This is a genomic window from Alteromonas sp. ABV2_168 (genome assembly GCF_056161165.1).
In genome coordinates, this window is record NZ_JBSWYQ010000004.1 from 100,063 (window position 1) to 125,547 (window position 25,485).

Consider the following 25,485-nt stretch of genomic DNA (forward strand, 5'->3'; position numbering starts at 1 on the left):
CTTTATTGCGATGCGTTATGCATCAGCCTGTTCGTTTGCAGGGACTTCGTGAGTCAACAGGTATTCAAAGGCAGACAATGATGCTTTTGCGCCCTCACCCATTGAGATGACAATCTGCTTGTACGGCACGGTGGTGACGTCGCCGGCTGCAAAAATGCCTTTCTCGGAAGTAATACACTTATTATCAACGATGATTTCACCGTGTTTGGTCATATCCACGACACCTTGCATGAACTGACTGTTCGGTACCAGACCAATCTGGACGAACACACCTGCCAACGGTAACGTGGTCACTTCCTGCGTTTCGCGATTTGTGTACTCAATGGCCGTTACTTTGCCATTTTCTGCCACAATCTGATTCGTTGCTACATTGCGCAGAATGGTAATGTTGTCACGCTTTTCAGCCTGCTTAACCAGCACATCATCGGCTTTCAGCGTTGGCATAAACTCGAACACGGTGACAGACTTCACGATACCCGCCAGGTCAAGAGCAGCCTCGATGCCTGAGTTACCCCCGCCGATAACAGCTACGTCTTTTCCTTTAAAGAAAGGACCATCACAGTGCGGACAATATGCCACGCCATTACCTACGTTTTCTTTCTCACCCGGTACACCCAGTTCTCTCCAACGGGCACCTGTGGCCACAATGATAGAGCGGGTACGAATTTCTTCGCCGGATGACAACGCCACGATTTTAATGTCGCCACGTTCAATGTTTTCGACTTTCACGTGCTCTTTCAACGTGATGTCATAATCTTTCATGTGCTCCATCAGGTTGCCCACCAGTTCGGGGCCTGTGGTTTTCGGCACTGAGATTAAATTTTCGATACCCATGGTATCTTTTACCTGACCACCAAAACGGTCGGCCACGATGGTCACGTTTAAGCCTTTACGTGCACTGTAGATTGCGGCACTCACACCTGCCGGACCACCACCAATCACGGTTACGTCCTGCAGCGGCATGCTCTTACCCTTGTTCGCTTCTTTCAGCGACGGGTCGCGCTCTAACAGCTTATCAAGCAGTGTAGACGCATCTACCTTGCCGTTAGCGAATAACTCGCCGTTTAAGTAAACACTCGGTACACCCTGAATGTCTCTTTCTTCAATCAGTTTCGGATAAACACCGCCATCAATCATTTCAGATGTGATGTTAGGGTTTAATAATGCAAACTGATTCAGCGCCTGCACAACATCAGGACAGTTATGGCAACTTAAGCTGATGAACACTTCAAAGTGCAGCGGCTCGTTGACACCTTTAACGATGTTTTGCAGATTGTCGTCTACTTTCAGCGCTGTGCCTGACGCATGTAAGATAGCCAGGATTAACGAGTTAAACTCGTGTCCGCCCGGGATGCCGGAGAAACGAATACCGGTATCTTCACCGTCAGCTTCAAGCAAGAAGCTTGTCGCGCCGCGTAAAACGCCATTTGTATCACGTTCTTCCAACTTAATGTTGTCGCTTACACTTGCTACGCCAGACAGAAATTCAACCAATTCGTCACGCTTGCTGTGCTCGCCAGTCTGGACAACGAATGTTACTTCTTTCTGCATTGACGCGGTGTAGCCTTTCAATGCCTGTAAAATTTCTTTAGTTAACACGGTAATTCTGCCTTTTGCTTAGTGTTAAGGAGGTGCAGGCAGTTGCCTGCACCGTCACAAAGAGTTGGTAAACAACGTTACCTTAGATTTTGCCTACCAGGTCTAATGAAGGCGCTAATGTCGCTTCGCCTTCTTTCCATTTAGCAGGACAAACTTCACCAGGGTGAGAAGCAACGTATTGTGCTGCTTTAACTTTACGTACTACGTCGTCTGCTTCACGGCCGATACCTTCAGCAGTGATTTCCATTGCCTGTACGATACCGTCAGGGTCAACTACGAACGTACCACGGTCAGCCAGACCCATGTTTTCACGCATACAATCGAAGTTGCGTGTGATCTCACCGGTAGGGTCGCCGATCATTGCAAATTTGATTTTGCCGATGGTCTCAGAAGACGCGTGCCATGCAGCGTGAGTGAAGTGTGTATCAGTTGATACTGAGAATACTTCTACGCCACGGGCTTGCAGCTCTTCGTACTTGTCAGCAATGTCGCCAAGTTCAGTCGGGCAAACAAAAGTGAAGTCTGCAGGATAGAATACGAATACCGCCCATTTACCCTTGATGTCTTCACTACTTACTTCAACAAATTCACCGTCTTTAAATGCATTTGCTTTAAAAGGTTTGATAGCAGTGTTGATAATTGCCATTGGTTAATCTCCATTAAGTTAGTTTGTTGTGTGTCGTTCGCACCGGGCAACCGGTTGACTAATGGACACGGTATCTACGAATTAATCAGAAACATGGTTCGAACTTTATGGTTTGTTGAACCCGTCCCCGTTGACTTGTGATTAGAATAGTCGTGCAGGGTTCAAAAAGATAATTGGTAATATTGAAAGGCTTAATCAGTTTTTTTGATTATTGGATTTGAATTTGAGCGAAAAATGCAATTTATAGTCTGGCAAAGTATGTTGCCGGGATCAAGTGACAATACAATGAAGATTTCGCAACACAGCACAGCGGCGCGGGATGCCGGCAGCTAAAACGCAGGCGCCGGCAGCTAACCCGTAGCTGCCGGCATCGGGCGATGTGTCAGGTCAGTAGAGAAGAGGCTGGTTCATCAACCCCGCTCAGTTGCTCTTCGATATTCAGCAAATGCACGTATTCGTTGCGCTTTTCTGCCTGGGTAGTGCCCAGACCGTCGCCGGATAACGTAGTAGCAGCTTTTACAGCCTGCTCCAGCTGTTCGTCGCTCAAAGGTTCTTTCTTATTCAGTTGCACCAGTACCTTAAGCAGGCTCAGCGCAATTTGCTTATTGCCGGGAGATAACGTGAGTGCCTGTCGCAGGTTATTGTACGCCGGCACAAAGCGATTCTCTTTGTAATTTACCGCAGCCATGTCTTTTAGCTCACGGGTGGTAAAATTAATCTCTTTGCGCTCGATAGATTCCTGTTTCAGGTATTCATCAACAACCTGACTGGTAAAGGTATCCCCGGCAATCTGTTTATGCAGTTTTTCCAGTAACGCCAGGCAATGCTCCCGCATACCCAGTTCATGGAACGCTTTCATTTTATCCAGGTTGTCTTCCATAGACAGACCGTCCGTATCCGGCTTTTTGGTCTTCATGATCGCTTCGGCGGATTTTTTCTGATTACGCAAACACAATACTCTGGCATTGAGTACAGAAAATTGCTCGGTCAGTACTTTATCCAGTCCCTGCTGATTACTCAGTTCCGCCAGTTCTGCTTCAACTTTTCTCACCAGCTTTTCAGCGTCACCGGCAGAAGCGGTGGTAGCCATATCGAGCGTTGCACGCATAACATTGAGGGTCAGTTCCGGCGAATCGTGAATTGAATTTTTGGCGTACTTTGCCATATTTTGCACAGCCATTAACTGACCGGGCTTGTCATGGTTTAACCTGGCAAGATCCCATAAGCGTTTGTTACGTTCGATATTCCGCGGCGCCAGCTTACTGGCCTCACGCATCTGCTCATACGCCTTATCAAATTCTTCCTTTTCAATGTAATACTGTGCAAGTAAATCGTATGTGAGAAAGCGGGTATCATCACGTTGCAGCAAATCTTCCACCAGGGTTTCAGTTTCTTCCAGTTTATTCTGACGAAGTAACGATCTGGCCAGTCCCATATGCACCCAGGCATGATCGTATTGCTGCAGCAGTTTCCTGAAATACACTTCTGCAGTGGTGTAGTCACGCAATGCAAGATAGCTTTCGCCGATTATACGCTTCAGGCGGGGATGGTATTCGCTGACGGATTTATCCATCAGTTGACGCTCTGCGTAATAAACAGCGGTAGAATAATCCTGTTGATTAAGACAACATTGCAGCTTATGCAGCTTACTTCTGATGTTAATCAGATAGCGCAACCGTTGCTCAATACGGTTGCGATCCAGCGGTTTGACCCAGAAATCTGCAGGTTGCAACTCAACAATGCAGTTCACCAGCGCCTGACTGGTTTCGGCACTGAGAAAGATAACCGTGGTCTTATCTGTGATATGACTGTGGTGCTTGAGCTCTTCAAACAAATGAAAGCCGTCTTTATCCACACTCACATTAAAAGCGATCATGACAAAGTCATAAGTGTTCTGCTCACAAAGGCGAACAGCGTGAAAGGCATTAAATGCACTGTCCACACGGCGGATGCCGACTTCTTTTAAGGCGTTGCTGATAACATCATGAACCAGACCCTGATTATCGATAATCAGGACTTTTAACTCTTCTGCGGGGACAAGTGGAGGAAACTTTTCCAATTTGTGTATCCAATCTTACTGCTAATCCGAATGCCTTTGCGTTTCTTCCCTGTTCAGTGGCTGCACACACTCGCCATGATAATTCCGTTTCACCAGAATGAAATGCGGCCTGCCATCTGTGTAAAGTTCGCAATATTTACCGTTTACAATAAACTGTTACGACTTTAGTAGCAATGATGAAGCAGACCAGCCAAGGGTTTTATCCTATTTTTTTTACCATAGGAAATGCCAGAGGCATAAATTCGGCACGGTTCCGGCCCAGTGATTTAGCCCGGTATAACGCTTCATCCGCCTTGTCTACCAAATCACGGCCGTATACGCGGTTTTTCAGGGCACTGCGCATATCCATAACCGACACACCTACACTCACAGTCAAAAAAGGAAACGCAGAGGCCGTTTCATGAGGTAGTTTTAACTCGTTGAACACAGAAATGATATGCTCAGCCAGCGTCATTGCACCGGCTCTGTCGGTTTCACCCAGTATAATACCGAATTCTTCCCCGCCCAGACGACAGCATAAATCTGTTCCCCTGCGTGCATTGTCTTTAAGTAATTTAGCTACGGTGATCAGGCAATCGTCACCTTTACCGTGGCCGTATTTATCATTATAGGCTTTGAAATCATCTATATCGATCATCAACAATGCCAGTTCGCTCTGACTACGCTGACAACGCTCGATTTCATGGGCAAGACTCTCATCGAACTTACGCCGGTTAGAAAGCCCGGTGAGAGGATCTGTGGCGGCCAGCGACTCCAGTTGCATAGTTTGCCGGTAAAGGCGCACATGGGTTTTTACCCGCGCCCGCAACAACGGCACTTCGATAGGCTTAGTAATGTAGTCAACCGCACCAATTTCGAAACCTTTAGCCTGGTCACTGACTTCGGTTAAACCGGTAACAAACACTACGGGAATACGGCGGGTACGCTCGTCAGACTTTAATTTCCGACATAAAGAAAAGCCGTTAATTTCCGGCATCAATACATCAAGAAGAATAAGCTCAGGCTCAGTTGAAATAGCCTGTTCGAGGCCGTCCTCTGCATCCGTTGCAATAATCACTTCGTAATCTGTCGCCAGTGCTTCGGCGATCAGCCTGATTGTCGTAATGTCATCATCGACAATTAGCACGCGGGAACGTGATATGGGCATTTTTTGAAATCCTGTTTCTTAAACCAATAACAACTCGCAGTAATACAAAAACCTTTCTATTATGAAATACATGGCGAACAAAACGACTTTTTATGTCCAACGTATTAGATAACTTATTGCGTACTAACTTCATGCCGCACGGACACTGCTACCTGTGGAACCCGGAAATTTTGTGGCTAAATGTCATCTCTGACCTGCTCATTGCCACGGCATACTTCTCAATTCCCATTGCCATTTTTTACTTTGTCAGGCAGCGAAGCGATCTAAAGTTTAAAGGTATTTTTATCCTTTTCTCTCTTTTCATCGCTTTATGTGGTGTGACGCATCTCATCAGTATCTTCGTTATCTGGCATGGCGCTTACGGCCTCCATGGTATCGCCAAACTCGTCACCGCCATTGTTTCGTGTATTACCGCCTATAAAGTATATAGTTCCATTCCTGCCGCTCTGCAATTGCCAAACGTTAATCAGTTAAAAAAAGCGATGGAAGACGCCAGCAATGCCAAGCTAGAGAATTTACGCCTGGAAAATGAGCACCAGCAGGATTTAATATTGCGTGAAAGTACAGACAGTGCCCATGTGGGCATCATGGTGCTGGCTTCCGATGGTATAATTACTGTCGCTAACAAAGCGACCTGCTCTATTTTTGGATATGAAAAAGATGAACTTGAAAATCGCCATATCAATCTGTTGGTGGCCACTGAGTTCACGGAAAAACATGATCAACTCATGCAACAATTCATCGACGGCAGCGCCATTGATGCAGCACTGAGCATGAACCGGATAGTGACCGGTTATAAAAAAGATAGCAGCCCTGTACCTTTGGAGATCCGTCTTAACCGTGCTCAACACGATGCGCACACTATTTATGTGTCTGTGCAGGATATCAGCGAACGGTTAAACAACGAGCAGGCATTAGCGGCCAGCCGCTCCATCACCGACAGCCTCATTGAACATATGCCAATGGGTGTCCATTTTTATAAATATCATCAGGAAGAGTTTGTATTACTGAAATCAAATACTATTGCTGACGGACTGCTTTCAGAATGCGAGCCTGATGTATTTATTTCACAGCCTGCGCTAACAGCAAAGATGCAATCTGTCGCAGAAGGCCATGAAAAAGCGATTAAAACCGAAATTACTCTCCCCGTTCCCGGTTTACAGAGCCTTCAATTGTATTTGTTTTATACTTCCCCGGGTAAGCTGGTCGTGATGTTTGAAGATGTCACTGAAGCAAAACAGTTTCAGGGGCAGTTGATTGAAAGTGAAAGCATCACGCGAAGAGCAATTAACGCTTCCATTGCCGGCGTCTACATTTTCGATGTAAAAAACAGAAAAAATCAGTTTGTTAACGACCGCTATACTGCAATTACAGGATACTCTCTTGAACAGCTCAATAATCTGAACGGAGGTATCAGTTCGCTGATCCACTCCGAAGACCTGGGCAAGGTAAAACATCATTTCCATCATCTGCTCAGTGATCCTACCGACGGTAATGTATTCACCCTCCAGTACCGTGTAAAACACGCCAATGGAAACTGGTTATGGTTAATGGCGCAGGATGTGGTCTTCGATAGAAACGACAAAGGCCGGCCACTCAAAATCATGGGATCTTTTCTGGATATCACACCACTGAAAAAGATGCAGGACAATCTGTTATCACTGAAAGACCGTGCTGAAGATGCCAATCAGTCTAAAAGTGAATTTCTGGCCAACATGAGCCATGAAATCCGCACCCCCATGAATGCTGTTATCGCATTAACAGACATGGTGCTGAAAATGGAAATGGGTAATAAGCAGCGGGAATATCTGAAAAAAGTGCAGGCTTCATCCCGCTCTTTACTGCAAATCCTCAACGATATTCTTGATTACTCTAAGCTGGAAGCCGGCAAACTGGAAATCGATAACACCCCTTTTGATCTCTACAAAATGTTATCAAACAGCCTGCACCTGTTCTCTACCACGGCGACACAAAAGAACCTGTTTATCGATTCAGACGTCGGAAAGAGCGTTCCCAGATTTGTTATCGGTGATGCCACACGCATTGCTCAAATCATCAACAACCTGTTGGGTAATGCGATTAAGTTTACTGAAAAAGGGGAAGTTACCCTGTCTGTAACAGCCGAACTCAGCCCCGTATCCGGCACGTATATGGTGAAGTTTGCGGTATCTGACACCGGCATCGGCATTGATAAGGAGAAGCTTGAAAGTCTGTTCAGGTCTTTCTCTCAGGCTGACAGTTCTATTGGCCGCAGGTTTGGCGGCACCGGTCTGGGCCTGTCAATTTGTAAACACCTTGCCACACTGTTAAACGGCTCATTGACCGTAAGAAGTACGCCGGGTGAAGGCAGCACCTTTACTCTCACCCTGCCACTTGTCGCTGACGCGCACCATGCCACCACGCTGGAAGGGAAATTGCTGAATGCCAGAACACTGATTATCGGGAATTCTTCAAGGCATATTCCTGTTATAGAACAGTATTTTACCTCTGTGGGCTGCGAGGTCAGCATTGTCGATAATTACGACTACCTGCATCAGAAATGGGACACAGATTTCGACGTTGTTATGATTGATATGACAACACTGAATAATGCAGAAAAAGGCTCAGTTATGGAAGCACTGCTCAGCAATCAGCACGATAATATGATAACGAAAGGCGTTATCTTTTTGAGTTCTGAAAGCCATTTTCATGAAAAAGCCAGTGATATTATTTTAAGCACGGCATCGGCCTGGCTTGTCACGCCTTTTGTGATGTCCGACCTTGAAGAATCCGTCACCGCTATTTTAAATCGTAATCACACGTTAAAAGACAGGACAAAAGAAAAACCGCCACTGATGTTCAGCGGCGCATCTGTGCTGCTTGTGGAAGACCATCCAACAAACCAGTTTGTCGCTACAGAGTTGTTGAATGCTGTAGGGCTGGAAGTAGTCGTGGCTGAAGATGGCGTTGAGGCCATCAGTAAGTTTCAGAAGAAACCTTTTGATATTGTGTTGATGGATTTGCAGATGCCGAATATGGACGGATTTACCGCTGCCCGCAAAATTCGCGACTTGCCGGTGGGTAAAACCATTCCCATTTATGCTATGTCTGCTGCGGTGATGGAGTCGGATAAAGAAAAAGTGGTGTCGACCGGTATGGACGGACATATCGCCAAACCTGTAGTCAGAGAAGACTTATACAAACTGCTGGAAAGAGTACTGGTCAAAAAAATCGCCAAAGCAGATTCAGTCGTCAGGTTGCCCCGGGACCAACAGGATCAGGATGATGCAGCTATCCGTAAAGCTCTGGCGACCACGCTGATTGGCTTCGACATTGATGCCGCCACAGACAGACTGGGAAATGATGTATTGACGTATCTGGGTTTGCTGGAAAACTTCCATCTTCATTTTGCCAAATTTGATGAAGAACTCAGTGAGCATGGCGACGATGAAAAGATTGGCCGGCGCCTGCACACGATGAAAGGCTTATCCATGTCCATCGGGGCCACCCGGCTGGAAACCCTGGTTAAAGAAGCAGAGCACTTACACAAATCAGGTAAACTGCAGTCAACGCGGGATTTGAGAAAAGAATTTAATATCGTTTACAACAATACCGGTAAGGCGCTGAAGGCTTGCAAGCCTTTTATTGAACCGGAGGGCGGTGAAACGAAAGCCGGACTGGATGAATTAATTCTGGCCGTTAAAAACCATCATTATCTGCGCAAGAGCGACGTTGAACCTTACCGGAATACACTGGAAGACAAGTACGGTGAGGATGGCAGTGAAGCTATTATCACTGCCATCATAAACCTTGATTACAAAGAAGCGATGAATCTGCTGGTTACTGAGGAGGGTCAATGACGTCACCGATGGTGCCGTTAACCCTGTACCAGCCAGCGATAGACGACCGGCTGCGGGTAGCCGGCAATACTTCATGAGGAAATTCCTCACTCAGAAACACCACAACCGTACCGAACTTAGGTAAAACGCGAATGCCGGTTTTGTCTTCTTCACTGGTATAAATGACCAGATGACCGCCTTCAGCCTCCTGCCAGTCCGGATTAAGGTAAGTGACCAGAGACAAAACCCGGTTCGTCTGACCTTTGAAGGCATCGAGATGACGTTTATAAAATGCCCCGGGTTGATACACGGCAAAATGGCTTTCAAAGGAATACAAACCCAGCATCAGATTACGGTTCAGGAACTGTTTAAGCTGTGCAGTCCACGACAGCCAGTCAGCGCCCGCCGCTGACGAGCCGTCTATCCAGCAAATTTCATCCCGCCGTACGAAGCTGTTTTCCTGAAAGTCAGTACTGCGGCCTATGCCGGCAGCCTGAAACTCAGCTTCATTCATCGCATTGTTTTGCAAAAATAAAGCATTCGCCAATGCTTCGGGTAGAGCATATTCTTGTACGCTGTATCCCTGCGAATAAATGTCATCCGCGATACGGGTAAAAAGCGACGTGTCGACAGGAATGTCATCAGCCAGAAGTGCAGTCATTATTGTGTGTGAGTAAGTAAAAAAACTGGCGGACTTATACGACGGAAAAGTGGTTTTGGCAATCAATTTTTAACCACTGTGACAAGGTGATGGAAAGGATCTTTTCTTTCTGTCATGGTGTATACATCCGGTGTAGTAAAATCAAAGAGTAAGGCGAATTTAATGAGTCAGGATATTCATCATAACGAAGAAACAGAGCATCATTTGGAACTGCGTAACTTAACGCTGGATGACTATGATGATGTAAAAGAACTGATGGACAAGGTTTACGCCAACGTGGGAGGCGCCTGGCCATTCAAAAATTACAAAGCTCAGGTTACCACCTTTCCTGAAGGCCAGATTTGTATCGAAGATAAAGGCAAAGTGGTTGCGTTTGCCATTTCAGTTATTGTGGATTACGACCAGTTTGACGACAAACATACCTATGATGAGATTACCGGTGACGCATACCTCACCACCCACGATCCTAACGGTGATGTGCTCTACGGAGTAGAAGTCATTGTATGTCCGGATTACCGCGGACTTCGACTTGGCCGGCGCTTATATGAAGCGCGGAAAGAGTTATGCCGGAATCTGAATCTGCAGTCTATTATGGCTGGCGGCCGCATTCCGAATTACGGCAAACACAGTCACGAAATGACGCCGTATGAATACATTGAAGCGGTGAAGTCGAAAGACATTTATGACCCTATCTTAACCTTTCAGTTATCCAACGGTTTCGAGGTAAAACAAATTCTGAAGGCCTATTTGCCGGAAGATGAAGCCTCCCGGGGTTATGCCACACTGCTTCAGTGGCACAATATCTATTATGAACCGGGTAATCCACGTTTATTCGGCGGCAAGAAATCGAATGCCCGCATCGGCTGTATTCAGTGGCAAATGCGTTACTTTGAGAACGTTGAAGAGTTACTGCAACAGGTAGAGTATTTTGTGGATGCTTTATCAGACTATGGCTGCGACGTTGCGCTGTTTCCCGAGTTCTTTAATGCACCGTTGATGGGACTTAGTGAGTCACAGGAGTCCATTGATGCCATCTGGCATCTGGCAAGCTATACGGATGAAATTCTTACCGCCGTTTCTCATCTCGCGGTGAGTTACAACATTACTATCATTGCCGGTTCAATGCCGGTTGTGGAAGACGAAGAATTATATAATGTCAGTTACATGTGCCGCCGCGACGGTACCATAGACAGCCAGTATAAAATTCACCCTACCCCACATGAGAAGAAAGACTGGATCATGAAAGGCGGTAACGCCCTGAATGTCTTTGACACAGACTTTGGTAAAATTGGCATTTTGATTTGTTATGACGTGGAGTTCCCTGAACTCGCCCGTATCCAGTCAGAACAGGAAATGCAGATCCTGTTTGTTCCTTTCTGGACAGATACCAAGAATGGTTATCTGCGGGTACGTCGTTGTGCACAGGCCCGTGCCATTGAAAACGAGTGTTATGTGGCCATCGCCGGCAGCGTGGGCAACCTGCCGAAAGTAGATAACGTGGATATTCAGTACGGACAAACTGCGGTGTTCTCACCTTCTGATTTCTCGTTCCCTCACGATGCCATCGTGTCTGAGACAACACCAAACACTGAGATGACGCTGATTGTTGATCTTGACCTCGACAAGCTCACCAAACTGCAAAATGAAGGGTCTGTCCGCAACTATTTGGACAGACGTCGTGATCTCTACCGTGTTCAGTGGATTGGTGATAAATAAGTCGTTAACCGGCCAGTTAACTGCCATAAACAGCAAACTGGCCTGCCCTTTGCTGTAACTTGTGGGAATTTAATAACAATGCACCCTGCGTGCATTGTTATTTCCCGCGGAGAATGGTATTGGTATGGGATTAAGGATACCATCTTCCTTATTAGCAAGATTAATCACCTGAAGTTGAGTTTTCAAAAGAGTAAGTATGTCTAACGATTCAAGAAACGATGATTTTCCTACCATCAGACTGGATGATGAAGATCGTCGCGACTACCAGCAAAAAAAGCACACCGCTGCACACACCATTAAAGCGGACACGAGTTCACCGTCAGGCACCAAAAAACCGGCGTCACCTGTTTCTGAAAAAAGTAGCGGTGGCGGTAACGGATTGTGGATTGCCCTTGTCGCCGTGGTCGCTCTGGCCGGCTGTGGCGGATGCTATTACTTGTATGATCAACTGCAGAAACAACAAATCGCTGCTGAAGATGCTGATTCACGCATTGCCCAGCTGGAAAGAAAACTCTCTGCAACAGGCGAAGAAATGGGTGAATCCACTGTCGCGCTGCAGGTGAAAGTGAGTGAGCTGACTGATAAAAGCAATGAATTGTGGGATCAGATGGATAAGCTCTGGGCCTCAGCCTGGCGCCGTAATCAGAAAGAAATCACGGATTTGGGTGATAAGCTTAACGCCACAGAAAACGGACTGAAGAAGTCAGTTACTGCGGTCGCTGAAGATTTAAAAGCCCAGCAAAGTAAGGTGGTTTCGTTAAACAACCAGTTAAGTGGTCTGGCTGATGAAATTCTGGCGCTGAACGTTCAACTTGAACAGGCGGCCGGTGATAAAGCCTCACAGGCGCAAACGGTTAAGAGCCTGTCTGACAAGATTTCAGTTCTGGAAAACCGTAACAACAGCCTGGCAGGCCGTATCAGCGGCATGGAAAACGAAATCCGTGAAATAGCGACAAAAGTCGTCGTCAGTCAGCCTCAACCTCAGTAATCTGTTGCCGGCAGGCGACAGTCTGCCGCAAGCCAGAGTATTTTAGAGACTGTTTTCTGCCATCTACCGGTCTGCTCAGCAGATACTAACCCCGGCTAGAAAAATCTGCAGACACAAAAAAAGCGCCTTTCGGCGCTTTTTTCGTTCAGAACTGTGTCTTAGCGACGCAGACCTAAACGCTTGATCAGATCAAGATAACGTTCTGCGTTCTTACCTTTCAGGTAGTCAAGCAGTTTACGACGCTGGCTAACCATGCGCAGCAGACCACGACGTGAGTGGTGATCTTTCTTGTGGCCAGAGAAGTGACCTTGCAGTTTGTTGATGTTGTGAGTCAACAGTGCAACTTGTACTTCAGGTGAACCAGTATCACCTTCTTTAACGCCATAATCAGCTACGATTTGTGCTGTTTCTTCTTTAGTTAGTGACATAATTTTCTCCTGATTGGATTAAATCCCGCCGATCACTAATTCAGCGAAATTATGAGAGCGCGTATTATAACGATGACGTTACCATACGCAAGTAAAATCAATCTGTGTAGACGACTCTGCGTTTCGGCGAAACAAATACCTCACCGGCATCTGCCCGGGGCTGGTCTTTCGGCGATACCACGCCTTCTCCTACCCCCAGAAACAGCACTTCATCATCTTGTCTGGTATACACCCGGTATTGTTCACCGGCAACAAGTGATGCCGGGCTGTCAGGCAAAACACTCTGACCATGTTCAAAACGGGCACATTGCTGCGAGTCCAGCATAATTTCCGGTAATGATAAAACAGCCGTGTCCATGGGTAACAGCAGTTGGTCAAGGGTATCAAACTCCCCCTCATCCAGAGCTTCCTGCATAGCAATTACGTCATCCAGAGATACCATCTTATCTGCAGGATAATCAGCAACTTCCGTACGATGCAGACGGGTAACGTAACCACCGCAACCCAATTGCTGACCAATGTCATCCACCAGTGAACGGATGTAAGTACCTTTGCTGCAACGCACGCGCATGTCTACATCAGGTAACGCCATGCGGGTAATTTCCAGTTCGAAAATGGTGATATCCCGGGCTTCTCTTTCTACTGTAATGCCCTGACGCGCATAGTAGTAAAGCGGCTTTCCCTGGTACTTCAATGCTGAAAACATGGAAGGGATTTGCTTGCTCTGACCAAGAAACGCTTGGCAGGCACTGCGGACTTCGTCCTCAGAAACATTTACCGGCTTTTCTTCCACGACTTCGCCGTCAGCATCGGACGTCGTCGTTCTGACGCCCAGGTGCATGGTGACTTCGTAAGTTTTATCAGCATCTAACAGAAACTGAGAAAACTTTGTCGCTTCGCCCAGGCATATGGGTAACATGCCGCTGGCCAGCGGATCCAGCGCGCCGGTGTGACCGGCTTTCGCCGCTTTATAGCACCAGCGTACTTTTTGTAAAATCTGGTTAGATGAACCGCCTGTTGGCTTATTCAACAGCAATACACCGTTGATACTACGGCCCTTACGACGTCTGCCCATTAATCCTGCTCTTCGTCCCGCTGTTTACTTTTCGCTTCATCTTTTGCAATGGTTTCAGAAACCAGATTTGAGATGCGAATACCTTCGGTGAGCGATTCATCGCGGAAGAAATGCAAATGCGGCACACTGCGCATGCGCAAGCGTTTAGCCAGCAACGAACGAACGAAGCCCTTTGACTCTTCCAGTTGTTTTGTATGCGCTTTGGCCTCTTCTTCTTCGGCACCATAAATTGAAATGAAGATTTTCGCGTGTGCCAAATCTCTGGAGACTTCCACGTCTGCCACCGTGATCATAGGGATATTACCCACCCGGTGCTTGTATTCATTTTGCAGAATGCTGGCAACTTCTTTATGAACTTGCTGTGCCACTCTGTCTGTACGAGAAAATTCCCGTGCCATAGTTAACTCCTCATACCTGCATCAGGCTATAAGGACAAAAACGGGGGCTAACGCCCCCGCTTTGTCATTCAGCCATTTCAGGACTAAATTTGACGTGCAACTTCGATGACTTCAAATACTTCGATTTGGTCGCCAACTTTTACGTCATTGTAGTTCTTAACGCCGATACCACATTCCATACCGTTACGTACTTCCTGCACGTCGTCTTTAAAGCGACGCAGTGATTCCAGCTCACCTTCGTAGATAACTACGTTGTCGCGAAGAACACGGATTGGATTGCTGCGCTTCACGATACCTTCAGTAACCATACAACCTGCGATGGCACCCAGTTTCGGTGATTTAAACACATCACGCACTTCAGCAAGACCGATGATTTCCTGACGGAATTCAGGGGCAAGCATACCGCTCATTGCCGCTTTCACTTCGTCAATCAGGTTATAGATAACGCTGTAATAACGCAGATCGATTTCTTCAGCTTCTATGACGCGGCGTGCAGTTGCATCGGCACGTACGTTGAAGCCAAGAATGATAGCGCCGGAGGCCGCTGCAAGTGTCGCGTCAGTTTCAGTAATACCACCTACACCACTACCAACAATGTTAACTTTAACTTCGCTGGTAGACAGTTTCAGCAGTGATTCAGAAATCGCTTCCACAGAACCTTGTACGTCAGCCTTCAGTACGATGTTCAGTTCACTGATATCACCGGCTTCCATGTTTGCAAACATGTTTTCCAGTTTCGCTTTCTGCTGGCGGGCAAGTTTCAGTTCACGTTTCTTCTGATGACGCTTAGCTGCGACTTCACGGGCTTTTCGCTCGTCCTGTACAACGACTGCATCTTCACCGGCTACCGGTACACCGGATAAACCCAGTACCTCAACAGGTGTAGAAGGACCAGCTACTTTCAGCTCGATACCGTTTTCGTCGCGCATAGCACGAACGCGGCCGTACTCTTCACCACACAGTAAGATATCGCCGGCGCGTACTTCACCTTCCTGAACGAGAACCGATGCAATGGGACCACGGCCTTTATCAAGACGCGACTCAATCACCAGACCACGACCCGGACCATTCGGTACGGCTTTCAGATCAAGCAGTTCAGCTTGCAGCGTGATGGCTTCAAGCAGCTCATCAACACCCATACCTGTTTTCGCAGATACGTTTACAAACTGGTGTTCACCGCCCCACTCTTCTGAAATAACTTCCAGTTGAGACAGTTCAGTTTTAACACGATCCGGATCCGCTGTTTCTTTATCCATTTTGTTTACAGCAACAATCAGAGGTACACCAGCCGCTTTCGCGTGCTGTACCGCTTCTTTAGTTTGCGGCATTACACCGTCATCTGCTGCAACAACCAGGATTACGATATCAGTTGCGGTTGCACCACGTGCACGCATTGCGGTAAACGCGGCGTGTCCCGGTGTATCCAGGAAAGCAATTTCGCCGTTATCCGTTTCAACTTTATATGCACCGATGTGCTGAGTAATACCACCGGCTTCGCCTGCAGCTACTTTAGCGCGGCGAATGTAGTCAAGTAACGACGTTTTACCGTGGTCAACGTGACCCATGATGGTAACAACCGGTGCACGGGTAATTTTCTCACCCTGACCGGATTCTGACATCAGTTCATCTTCCAGCGCATTGTCATTAACCAGCTCATACTTGTGACCCATTTCGTCAATAACAAGTGTGGCAGTATCCTGATCCAATACCTGGTTGATGGTAGCCATCTCGCCCATTTTCATCATGGTCTTGATAACTTCGTTAGACTTGACCGCCAGACGGTTAGCCAGTTCACCAACGGTGATAGTCGCACCCAGTTTAACAACACGTTCAACTGGCTGAGCCGGCTTATTAAAGCCTTGCTTCAGATGCTCACCGGCATTTCTCTTCGATTTCTTACGGCGACGTGAAGATCGCTCAACTTGCATGTCTTCTTCGTCTTCCGCTTCCTGCGCGTAACGGTTTGAGTGCATATGAACTTCAGCAGCCTCATCACGTTTACGACGCTCTTCTTCTTCTTTCCAGCGACGCTCGTTTTCTTCAGCCAGCTTACGGGCTTCTTCAGCCGCACGCTTTGCCTCTTCTTCAAGCTTTTTCTTCGCTTCTTCTTCCTGTTGCTTACGCAGGCGCTCTTCTTCCTGACGTGCAGCTTCCTGCTCAGCCAGTTCTTCAGCACTCAGCTCGGGCGCTTCAGATTCTTTGCGGGCTTTCTCTTCAGCAGCTTTACGGGCACGCTCTTTTTCCGCCTTCTTCTTCGCTTCCGCCTCTACACGCGCTTTTTCTTCAGCCACTTTGCGGGCGGCTTCAGCGGCGGCTTCTTCTGCTGCTTTCTGTTCAGCTTCAAGACGTGCGCGTTCTTCTTCCAGACGGGCCTCTTCTTCAGCCGCTTTCTGTTCATCAACTTCGCTGCGCTTCACGTACGTGCGTTTCTTACGTACTTCAACTTTTACAGACTTAGACTTGCCTACACTTAACGTGCTGGTAGTTTTACGCTGCAGCGTCATTCGTGTCGGTTCGCCAGAACCGGCGCTACCGTGTTGCTTGCTCAGGTGCTCAAGAAGTTGACGTTTCTCATCTTCTGTAACGGAATCATCAACTGCTTTCGTAATACCGGCATCTTTAAACTGAGTTACCAGTCGGTCAACGGTTGTTCCAATGTCGCTGGCGAGCTTTTCTATGGATACTTCTGCCATCTTAGTCTTTTTCCCCTTATTGACCTTCTTCTTCACCAAACCAGACAATATTCCGTGCCGCCATGATGAGTTTTCCGGCGTCTTCTTCGGTCAATCCTTCGATATCACTAATATCGTCTGTTCCCTGCTCAGCCAGCTCTTCAAGGTCAGTAATTCCACGGCTAGCAAGGACATAGGCAATGTGTTTATTCATACCGTCAAGGTTCAGCAGCGCTTCAGTCGGTTCAGCGCCTTCCAGCGTTTCCTCATTCGCCAGAGCACGGGTAGTCAGTGCAGCACGTGCACGATTACGCAGTTCCTCAACAGTGTCTTCATCAAGGCCGTCAATGGCCAGCAGTTCGCTAACAGGGACATAAGCTACTTCTTCAAGTGTGCTAAAGCCTTCGCTAGCCAATAATTCTGCAAAATCTTCGTCAATATCCAGACCTTCAACAAACACCTGAAGTACTTTGGCAGTTTCTTCTTCGTGCTTCTTGTTCAGGTCGGCAACTGTCATGACATTCAGTTCCCAGCCGGTCAGCTGGCTTGCAAGGCGAACGTTCTGACCACTCCGGCCGATGGCCTGTGCCAGGTTGTCCTGCTCCACTGCAACATCCATTGCATGGGCGTCTTCGTCTACTACGATAGAAGCCACTTCAGCAGGTGCCATTGCGTTAATAACGAATTGTGCCGGGTTTTCGTCCCAAAGCACAATATCAACACGCTCACCGCCAAGTTCGCCGGATACAGCCTGCACACGTGAACCACGCATACCTACGCAGGCACCGACAGGGTCAAGACGCTTATCGTTTGTCTTCACAGCGATTTTTGCACGTGAACCCGGATCGCGGGCAGCGGACTTAATTTCCAGCGTCTCTTCGGCAATTTCCGGCACTTCCAGACGGAACAGTTCAACCAGCATGTCAGGATGAGTACGGCTGATAAACAGCTGTGCACCGCGGGCTTCAGGACGGATAACGTAAAGCAGACCACGTACACGGTCGCCCGGACGGAAGGTTTCGCGGGGCAGCATATCGTCACGGTAAATAACACCTTCAGCGTTATTACCCAGGTCGATGATAATGTTGTCACGGTTAACTTTCTTCACCGTACCGGTTACCAGTTCGCCAACCTTGTCTTCGTATTCTGCAACCATTTGCGCGCGTTCAGCTTCACGTACTTTTTGTACGATAACCTGCTTGGCGGTTTGCGTAGTAATACGGTCGAAAGCAATAGATTCAATCTGCTCTTCAACATAATCGCCCAGTTGTGCGTCAGGATCGTCAACTTGTGCGGCAGACAGCGACATTTCTGCATACGGGTTTTCCTGTTCGTGATCGTCAGGAACAACCTCCCAGCGGCGGAACGTATCAAAATCACCGGTGGTGCGGTTAATGCTTACGCGTACTTCAATTTCGCCTTCGTTTTTCTTTTTCGTTGCGCTGGCAATCGCGTACTCCAGTGCTTCAAAGATCTTTTCTCTAGGCACTTGTTTTTCATTTGAAACGGCTTCTGCCACTAACAAAATTTCTTTATTCATTTTCGCCTCACTGATGCTTTCTTACGCTGAAAGCGTGCTGTTCCATTAGTCAAATGTGGGAACAATGTTTGCTTTTTCGATATTCGCCACAGCTAACTGGAACTGCTGGCCATCCACTTCAATATTGATCATGCCATTTTCACATGACAATAACTTTCCTTTGAAATTCCGCCGGTTATCCATAGGCACAGTCAAACGCGCCTGAATAACTTCACCCACGGCCTGCTCATAGTGCCTGGCCTTGAACAAAGGTCGATCCATACCCGGAGAAGACACCTCCAGGTTGTATTCCGTAGTAATTGGATCTTCAACATCAAGAATCGCACTTGCCTGGTAACTGACTTCCGCGCAATCATCAACGGTTACACCATTTTCATGGTCGATAAAAACACGCAAAATCGAGTGCTTACCTGCACGTACAAATTCCACGCCTACCAGTTCGTAACCCAGGGCTTCAACACCCGGCTCAAGCATCTCGGTCAGTTTATCTTCAAGCTTTGCCAATCCTTACCTCCAAAAACGAAAAAAGGGCATATAGCCCAACTACTTAATTTACTGCCTGAAAAGGGAATAAATCAGTTTAAATACAACAAAAAGCCCCGTACTAGCGGGGCTTTTTGCAAGAATCTGAACCCTGTCTGCCAGAGGCAGTTGCAAACAATACAGGTTTAACTACGCAAAATACGCAGAAAAGTTTGCAAAATAGTTAGGCGTATACCGTGTAAAATGCTCCAGTAAGCCCGCTAACTAACTAGTTGGAGCGCATTATACTGGTACTCAGACCAGATATCAACTCAGTAACGGGTTTGGATCTTCATCTTTCCAGCGTTCTTTCACTTCTAAAATATCATCCAGACACTGGTCGAGTAATGCGATGAGTGCCGGGTCGAAATGAATACCACTCTGAGAATGCATAAAGTCGAGGGTTTTATCCACCGGCCAGGCTTCTTTATATGGTCGCCGGCTGGTGAGCGCATCAAAAACATCCGCCACTGCCACAATACGTCCTTCAATGGGGATGTCTTCCCCGGCGAGACCTTCAGGATACCCGGTGCCATCCCATTTTTCATGGTGTGTGAGTGCAACGATTCGCGCCAGATTCATGAGGTCAGAGTCTGCATCACCGAGTATTTCTGCACCAATTTTGGGATGGGTCTTCATGACCTCAAATTCTGAATCAGTGAGTCTGCCAGGTTTGAGCATAATACTGTCCGGAATTCCGATTTTACCGATATCGTGCATAGGGGCAGCGTGAAGCAGCATATCTGCCCTCGCCTCTGAAAAACCATACGCCAGCGCGATGATTTTTGAGAAGTGACTCATGCGCAGCACGTGCATGCCTGTTTCGTTATCTTTGTATTCTGCCGCCCGGCCGAGTCGTTGTATGACCTGCATACGGGTGCGGCGTAATTCGTCAGACTGTACCAGGGAAAGGTGGGTCTTAACCCTCGCCAGCACCACCGGTGGCGAAATTGGCTTGGTTATATAATCCACGCCTCCGACAGCAAACCCTTCCGCTTCATCAGTCGCATCGTTAAGAGCTGTAACGAATATAACCGGTATATGCTTAAGACCGGATGTTTTTTTAAGGTGTGTACAGGCCTGAAAACCTGTCATTTCCGGCATCATCACATCCATTAAAATAAGATCAGGACGTTGTTTCTCTGCCAGCTTTAACGCTTCATCACCGCTTTTTGCAAAATAAAGGATGTAGTCTTTACCTAATAATTGTTTCAGTACCCGCAAGTTAACCGGTTCGTCATCTACCAGCAGTAATTTGGGCTTTCCGGGTTCACCAAACACATTTATTCCCCTGTTTGTTCTGTAGATGCAAGTAGTTGCTTAATTCGTTCAACAGCACGCTCAAATTCAAAATCATCCATATCCTGTAAAATGCCCTGCACCTGTACATTGTAGCTTCCAAAATACTGGCCTTCACAATATTGATAAGTAGATTCGTCAAACTGATTCTGCGCCGCTGAAACCAGCAGTGCATTCAGTGTGTTACGCAAGGCAGTAATGTCGACTTCCTCACGGGACTCTTCTGCAGCAGGCTCTTCCGTCTGCCGGTTGAGTTCATTTTCGACTTCCCGCAATGCCGTCTTAAGGGTAGGAATATCTTCGGCGCTTAAATGATCATTTCTTGCGCTGCGCTCGAACTCACCGCACAAATTCATCAGCTTTGTTAAGCCCAGATTACCGCTGACACCTTTCATGCCGTGCAGGTATTTTACGACTTGCTCATAATCATCATCAGCGAAGAAATTCACCAGTTTAGTCAGAGTTTCATGACTGTTGCGCAGGAACTGTGAGATTTCCTTATTCAGGGTATCCTTATCGCCCCAAAGCTGCACACCCCGGCGATAATCTATTGCACAGGCCTCTCTGGCTGTTTCTATTTCACGCACACTTTCCTTTGTTTCAAAACCCAGCACTCTGGCAATTTCATTCACCAGTACAGGAAAATCGATGGGCTTGTTCGCAAAGCCTTCCATACCGGCATTTATCGCATCTTGTTTATCCTGTACCAGTACACTGGCGGTTAAGGCGACAATAGGCAGTTGCTTTAAATGATGTACCTGCTCATATTCACGGCGTCGTGCCGCCGCTGTCAGACCGTCCATTACCGGCATCTGCAAGTCCATCAACACAATGTCAAAACTACCTTTATTCATTTTTTCCAATGCTCTGGCACCGTTCTCTGCAAAATCAACTGTGTGACCGGCGCGGTTTAACAGCAAACTGATAAGATCAATATTCTGGCTGATATCATCCACCACCAGAATGTGCAGAGGCGGTAAATCAACCGTTACAGCACGCATTTCACTGATCTGTTTTTCCACCGCAGTAAGAGGCAGCGTGAAAGTGAAATTAGTGCCTCTTTCCGGTTCGCTGGACACCGAAATTGTACCGCCCATCAACTCAACCAGTTGTTTACTGATTGTCGTACCAAGACCTGTACCGCCATATTTTCGGCTCATGGAAGCATCTGCCTGTGCAAAGGCATCAAAAACCCGGCTCACCTGTTCGCTGGTCATACCAATGCCGCTGTCGCTGACGGAAAATGCGATCATGCCGTCGGCGTCCGGGTAGACTTCTACATCAACTTCACCGTGGGCAGTGAATTTCACGGCATTACTTATAAGGTTATTCAGCACCTGCCGGATACGCTCAGGTGCTCCGTAATAGTAGTCAGACAAGGATGGCGAAACACTGACCCCCAGCGTCAGACCCTTTCTCTTCGCTTCAAGCCAGTAGGTAGAAATCACCGTGTCAATTTCTTCGGTAATTGAAAAATCACGGTATTCGAGGTCCAGCTTTCCTTTATCAAGTTTGGCACTGTCGAGAATATCGTTCAGTAAATGAAGTAACGAGCGCGCAGACCGGTTAATGGTTGTCAGGTGTTTATGCTGGCCGTCTGTGAGTTTCTCATCCAGTAAAATATCACTGAAACCGATAATGGCATTCATCGGTGTACGGATTTCATGACTCATATTAGCAAGGAAGCTGGCTCTGGCCGCAGCGGCCTGCTCAGCATCATTTTTCGCATGACGCAGCTCTTCCTCCATTTCCTTACGGGAAGTGATGTCCATAATAAAGCCGTCGACCCAGCTCACTGACTTGTCGGTGCTGTGTACAACGTTGCCGTACTCGCGCAACCACTTTATTGTTCCGTCTTTATGAACAAGACGGTATTCCACATAAAAGTCAGCGCCGGAACGGCGGGCAGTAAGGAACGACTCCCGGTCGTCTTCATGCACCAGTTGCTCAAGGGTAACCGGTGAGTCTGAACGGATAAATGCTGAAACCGGATATCCGCTGAATTCCTCAACAGCCGCACTGACAAATTCGAAAGGCCAGCCGGGCGTATTCATACTGCGATAAGCAATGCCGGGAATATTATGGAAAAAAGACCGGAACTTAGCTTCGTTGTCCCTGATAGTCTTTTCCATTTCGATGCGTTCGCGGTTGTCGCCCACGATAACCACAAACAGATTTTGTTCACCTAATCGGGTGTGGCCCACACCCACCCGAACCGGAACCCGCTGGCCCGTTTTATTAAGTGCTTCCACATCACGGCTAACTCCGATAATTTGTTCATCAACAGGAACCACTTCCTGCCGGAAAAATTGCTCATTGTAGCGGCTGCGCATTTCTTCAGGAATCATACGATGAATAGAGTGACCGGTAAGATCTTCCTCTGTCCAGCCCAGTATGGTTGTCACCGCCTGATTCATATTCAGCACAGTTCCCTGGCCATTGACGGTAAGGATGCCATCAATAGCAGTATCCATCAGCGCAAGCTGGGTACGGCGGCTGTTCTCAGCCTTTTGAGAAATATCCATGTAACGGAACAACAATGTAACGCCCATCACAATGCCAATAATCAATAACGTGAAGAAACTCACATAGCCAGCAAGGATGTACGACAGAGATTGATCCTGAGCAGAGGTTTCCAATCCGGGAGGGGCAACAAAGCGGGCGGCAGCCATACCGGTATAGTGCATTGCCGTGATCGCACAACCCATCACAACGCTGGCGATAACACGGGTACCTTTAAATCCGCGGGAAATTGCAAATCGCTTCAGACCGAACTTTATCCATAAAGACAACATGGCCAGCAATACCGCCACAACGATGGATAAGGCAAAAACAGGCAGGTTGTACCGTAACAGAGGCGCCATTTCCATAGCCGCCATCCCGGTATAATGCATCGCCCCGATACCCGAGCCGACAAGGACGCCGCCAATAAATATCTGAGAAAATTTCACTTTCCGGTGAGTCAAACTTTGCAATGCAACAAATGCTGCCAGCACGCCGGGAATAAAGGACATAAATGTTGTCCACGGAGCCCAGCTAACGGGAGTACACAACTCAAAAGCCAGCATGCCAATGAAGTGCATGGCCCAAATTCCGCCTCCCAGCGCCAGACTTCCCAGACCAAGCAAAATGAGTCTCCGGTTATTGTCTTCAGATTCTGCGGCCTGACCGGCTACGCGGAAAGCCATATAAGAAGAAGCAACCGATATAAAAATGGAAATAGTTACCAGAACAGGTGAATATTCGCCGGTAAGTAACAGAGAGGTGTCAGGAATGACAAAAAAAGACATCAGCCATTCGAGCATCAGTAAGTCCGTGTATAGTTTATTATCAATAGTTAGCGTAACAGCTATTGAGTGAAGTACAAATTAGTTGCAGGGCGAAAGTCGTGAAGTTGCCGAAAAAGTACGGTGAAGCGCAACTTAATAAAAAGTGATGACTTATTTGTGGAAAAAATACGGAAATAAATTAGAATTTAAACATTCGGAGTGGTTGCGGGAGCTGGATTTGAACCAACGACCTTCGGGTTATGAGCCCGACGAGCTACCAGACTGCTCCATCCCGCGTCCGAATTAAATAGATTGTGCTCTCAAAGAAGTAAAGTGGTTGCGGGAGCTGGATTTGAACCAACGACCTTCGGGTTATGAGCCCGACGAGCTACCAGACTGCTCCATCCCGCGTCCGTTTACTTACCGGCTGTTGGCTGTTTGAAAGCCCCCTGCCGTTGAGTGGTGCGTATTATACATAGGCATTAATCCTTGGCAAGGGATAGAAGTAAGAATATTGCAATTTTTTGACTGTTCGGACAATATTCCGGCAGACCGCTCAAACCGCATACAAATTACTGTAAAAGACTCTCCATTTTGGTAGCTAATTTGAAGTCCAGCTCAGTAATTCCACCTGCATCATGGGTCGTCAATGCAACATCTACTTTATTGTAAACATTAAACCATTCCGGGTGATGGCGTAGTTTTTCAGCCCATATGGCAGCCTGAGACATCCAGCCAAAGGCGCGGATAAAGTTTCTGAAAGCAAATCGCTTCGTCAACTTCCCTTCTTTTAAAACCCACTGCTTATCTTCTGCTAAACCTTCGTTCAATTCCGTGAGCGCTGCGGCAATCGCCTGATCATCTAGCTTTTCTGTCATGTCATTGCTCCTGCTTTCATTATTAGAAGTGTAAATCTGTTTATATAGTTATTACGCTTACTTTGTCCTTAGCGGATTCACTCTTCAAGTTTTCGTCGGCAGAAAGTGAAGCCCAGTCCGGGCTGCAAACTTTACAAGTCCCCTTCAGTTAGGTATCAGTTCAAATACCCATGTTTATCCCCTGGTATTTTTCTTCCTCTTCAACTTTTGTTTAATAGGTCCCGAACAAACAACACAACATAAACTTTTAACTACTTCGAGGATTTAACCATGTTGAAAATTGTTAAGACTTCTATCATCGCTGCAACTCTGGGTTTAACTTTCGCTGGCGCAGCTCAGGCTGATATCAACGACGACTTAGCTAACATCTGCACAATCGTTCAGGCTGACGACAAAGGTGAACTACGTAAGAAAATTCGTCTGGTAGAATCTGACTACCGTTTGAAACTGCGCGACTATTACACTGGCATCAGCTGTGGTGGCAACAGCCTTATCCGTACTGCCATCAGCAGTAACGCAGTAGAAACTGGTACGCTACTGGTTAAGAAAATGCCTAAGAGTGACTTGGGAGCGCCGGAAGCTGATGGCAAAACGTTGCAGGCATGGGTTAACGAAACTGGTAACCAGGGCAGCCCTATCGCTGACGAACTGGCTAAGCGTCTGTAATTTTATTACGACTAAAAATTTAAAGTACCATTTCAACATGGTAGCAGGCGAAAGCCTGCACTTAAGAAGCGGCGGAAACGCCGCTTTTTTTCGTCTTAAATCCG

18 protein-coding genes and 2 tRNA genes are annotated in these 25,485 nt (G+C 47.2%); 4 read left to right on the forward strand and 16 right to left on the reverse strand.

The genetic code is table 11. The annotated features are described in order from the left end of the window. Nucleotides 1–15: 15 nt before the first annotated feature. The 4 genes from ahpF to ACXAH4_RS08185 form a co-directional block, all read right to left on the reverse strand. Nucleotides 16–1,599 carry an alkyl hydroperoxide reductase subunit F gene (ahpF, locus tag ACXAH4_RS08170; RefSeq protein WP_474851886.1) on the reverse strand — a complete coding sequence of 528 codons (1,584 nt, stop codon included), beginning with the start codon at nt 1,597–1,599 and terminating at the stop codon, nt 16–18. Nucleotides 1,600–1,681: 82 nt separating this feature from the next. Then, entirely contained in the window at nt 1,682–2,245 is a 564-nt protein-coding gene (gene ahpC / locus ACXAH4_RS08175) for an alkyl hydroperoxide reductase subunit C (protein ID WP_119501027.1), read from the reverse strand. Nucleotides 2,246–2,627: 382 nt separating this feature from the next. Next, nucleotides 2,628–4,304: a response regulator gene (locus ACXAH4_RS08180; RefSeq protein ID WP_474881429.1), complete on the reverse strand. Its 1,677-nt coding sequence runs from the start codon at nt 4,302–4,304 to the stop codon at nt 2,628–2,630. 199 nt (nt 4,305–4,503) lie between these two features. Then, nucleotides 4,504–5,451 carry a diguanylate cyclase domain-containing protein gene (locus ACXAH4_RS08185; RefSeq protein ID WP_474881431.1) on the reverse strand — a complete coding sequence of 316 codons (948 nt, stop codon included), beginning with the start codon at nt 5,449–5,451 and terminating at the stop codon, nt 4,504–4,506. Between the two features lie 92 nt (nt 5,452–5,543). Here ACXAH4_RS08185 and ACXAH4_RS08190 point away from each other — a divergent pair, with 92 nt between their 5' ends. Further along, complete coding sequence (locus ACXAH4_RS08190) at nt 5,544–9,290, forward strand: ATP-binding protein (protein ID WP_474881433.1); 3,747 nt, start codon at nt 5,544–5,546, stop codon at nt 9,288–9,290. Here ACXAH4_RS08190 and ACXAH4_RS08195 read toward each other — a convergent pair. Beyond that, nucleotides 9,271–9,930 carry a 2OG-Fe(II) oxygenase gene (locus tag ACXAH4_RS08195; protein WP_474845655.1) on the reverse strand — a complete coding sequence of 220 codons (660 nt, stop codon included), beginning with the start codon at nt 9,928–9,930 and terminating at the stop codon, nt 9,271–9,273. The two genes, ACXAH4_RS08190 and ACXAH4_RS08195, sit on opposite strands and share 20 nt — an antisense overlap. 162 nt (nt 9,931–10,092) lie before the next feature. On the opposite strand from ACXAH4_RS08195, the gene ACXAH4_RS08200 reads away from it, so the two are divergent. Continuing rightward, on the forward strand, nt 10,093–11,646 hold the full coding sequence (locus tag ACXAH4_RS08200) for a bifunctional GNAT family N-acetyltransferase/carbon-nitrogen hydrolase family protein (RefSeq protein WP_303574325.1): 1,554 nt from the start codon (nt 10,093–10,095) through the stop codon (nt 11,644–11,646). A gap of 196 nt (nt 11,647–11,842) precedes the next feature. Then, complete coding sequence (locus ACXAH4_RS08205; protein ID WP_474881435.1) at nt 11,843–12,634, forward strand: hypothetical protein; 792 nt, start codon at nt 11,843–11,845, stop codon at nt 12,632–12,634. Nucleotides 12,635–12,792: 158 nt separating this feature from the next. On the opposite strand, the gene rpsO is transcribed toward ACXAH4_RS08205, so the two are convergent. The 11 genes from rpsO to ACXAH4_RS08260 all read right to left on the reverse strand — a co-directional run bounded on the left by rpsO (nt 12,793) and on the right by ACXAH4_RS08260 (nt 24,715). Continuing rightward, nucleotides 12,793–13,062, reverse strand: a complete 270-nt coding sequence (gene rpsO, locus ACXAH4_RS08210) for a 30S ribosomal protein S15 (protein WP_070125244.1) — start codon at nt 13,060–13,062, stop codon at nt 12,793–12,795. A 97-nt stretch (nt 13,063–13,159) separates the two neighbouring features. Then, a complete protein-coding gene (gene truB, locus ACXAH4_RS08215) occupies nt 13,160–14,137 on the reverse strand; it encodes a tRNA pseudouridine(55) synthase TruB (RefSeq protein ID WP_474851879.1) in 978 nt (325 codons plus the stop codon). After that, complete coding sequence (gene rbfA / locus ACXAH4_RS08220) at nt 14,137–14,535, reverse strand: 30S ribosome-binding factor RbfA (protein ID WP_303574328.1); 399 nt, start codon at nt 14,533–14,535, stop codon at nt 14,137–14,139. Before rbfA ends, truB begins: the two co-directional genes overlap by 1 nt. An 83-nt stretch (nt 14,536–14,618) precedes the next feature. Then, the gene (gene infB / locus ACXAH4_RS08225; RefSeq protein WP_474881436.1) at nt 14,619–17,228 is read right to left on the reverse strand and encodes a translation initiation factor IF-2; all 2,610 of its coding nucleotides are present in this window, start codon (nt 17,226–17,228) and stop codon (nt 14,619–14,621) included. A 16-nt stretch (nt 17,229–17,244) separates the two neighbouring features. After that, complete coding sequence (gene nusA, locus ACXAH4_RS08230; RefSeq protein WP_303574330.1) at nt 17,245–18,747, reverse strand: transcription termination factor NusA; 1,503 nt, start codon at nt 18,745–18,747, stop codon at nt 17,245–17,247. Between the two features lie 45 nt (nt 18,748–18,792). Beyond that, nucleotides 18,793–19,251: a ribosome maturation factor RimP gene (rimP, locus tag ACXAH4_RS08235; RefSeq protein WP_119501016.1), complete on the reverse strand. Its 459-nt coding sequence runs from the start codon at nt 19,249–19,251 to the stop codon at nt 18,793–18,795. 285 nt (nt 19,252–19,536) lie between these two features. Then, nucleotides 19,537–20,550, reverse strand: coding sequence for a response regulator (locus ACXAH4_RS08240; protein ID WP_474845646.1), 1,014 nt, complete (start codon nt 20,548–20,550; stop codon nt 19,537–19,539). 2 nt (nt 20,551–20,552) lie between these two features. Continuing rightward, a complete protein-coding gene (locus ACXAH4_RS08245; protein ID WP_474881438.1) occupies nt 20,553–23,873 on the reverse strand; it encodes an MHYT domain-containing protein in 3,321 nt (1,106 codons plus the stop codon). 184 nt (nt 23,874–24,057) lie between these two features. Then, a tRNA-Met gene (locus tag ACXAH4_RS08250) sits at nt 24,058–24,134 on the reverse strand. Between the two features lie 37 nt (nt 24,135–24,171). Next, nucleotides 24,172–24,248 (reverse strand) — tRNA-Met (locus ACXAH4_RS08255). Nucleotides 24,249–24,409: 161 nt separating this feature from the next. Continuing rightward, nucleotides 24,410–24,715 (reverse strand): 4a-hydroxytetrahydrobiopterin dehydratase, encoded by a 306-nt coding sequence (locus ACXAH4_RS08260; protein ID WP_474881440.1) that lies wholly within the window; start codon nt 24,713–24,715, stop codon nt 24,410–24,412. 270 nt (nt 24,716–24,985) lie between these two features. Between ACXAH4_RS08260 and ACXAH4_RS08265 the strand changes: the two genes are divergently transcribed. Beyond that, complete coding sequence (locus tag ACXAH4_RS08265; RefSeq protein ID WP_119501013.1) at nt 24,986–25,381, forward strand: DUF3718 domain-containing protein; 396 nt, start codon at nt 24,986–24,988, stop codon at nt 25,379–25,381. The last annotated feature ends 104 nt before the right edge of the window (nt 25,382–25,485 follow it).

Coding starts and splice junctions, on each gene's coding strand:
- ahpC (WP_119501027.1), bottom strand. CDS start 2,245: ATGGCAATTATCAACACTGCTATCAAACCTTTTAAAGCAAATGCATTT.
- ACXAH4_RS08190 (WP_474881433.1), top strand. CDS start 5,544: ATGTCCAACGTATTAGATAACTTATTGCGTACTAACTTCATGCCGCAC.
- rpsO (WP_070125244.1), bottom strand. CDS start 13,062: ATGTCACTAACTAAAGAAGAAACAGCACAAATCGTAGCTGATTATGGC.
- nusA (WP_303574330.1), bottom strand. CDS start 18,747: ATGAATAAAGAAATTTTGTTAGTGGCAGAAGCCGTTTCAAATGAAAAA.
- truB (WP_474851879.1), bottom strand. CDS start 14,137: ATGGGCAGACGTCGTAAGGGCCGTAGTATCAACGGTGTATTGCTGTTG.
- ACXAH4_RS08185 (WP_474881431.1), bottom strand. CDS start 5,451: ATGCCCATATCACGTTCCCGCGTGCTAATTGTCGATGATGACATTACG.
- ACXAH4_RS08265 (WP_119501013.1), top strand. CDS start 24,986: ATGTTGAAAATTGTTAAGACTTCTATCATCGCTGCAACTCTGGGTTTA.
- ACXAH4_RS08195 (WP_474845655.1), bottom strand. CDS start 9,930: ATGACTGCACTTCTGGCTGATGACATTCCTGTCGACACGTCGCTTTTT.
- ACXAH4_RS08200 (WP_303574325.1), top strand. CDS start 10,093: ATGAGTCAGGATATTCATCATAACGAAGAAACAGAGCATCATTTGGAA.
- ACXAH4_RS08205 (WP_474881435.1), top strand. CDS start 11,843: ATGTCTAACGATTCAAGAAACGATGATTTTCCTACCATCAGACTGGAT.
- rbfA (WP_303574328.1), bottom strand. CDS start 14,535: ATGGCACGGGAATTTTCTCGTACAGACAGAGTGGCACAGCAAGTTCAT.
- infB (WP_474881436.1), bottom strand. CDS start 17,228: ATGGCAGAAGTATCCATAGAAAAGCTCGCCAGCGACATTGGAACAACC.
- ACXAH4_RS08260 (WP_474881440.1), bottom strand. CDS start 24,715: ATGACAGAAAAGCTAGATGATCAGGCGATTGCCGCAGCGCTCACGGAA.
- ACXAH4_RS08245 (WP_474881438.1), bottom strand. CDS start 23,873: ATGCTCGAATGGCTGATGTCTTTTTTTGTCATTCCTGACACCTCTCTG.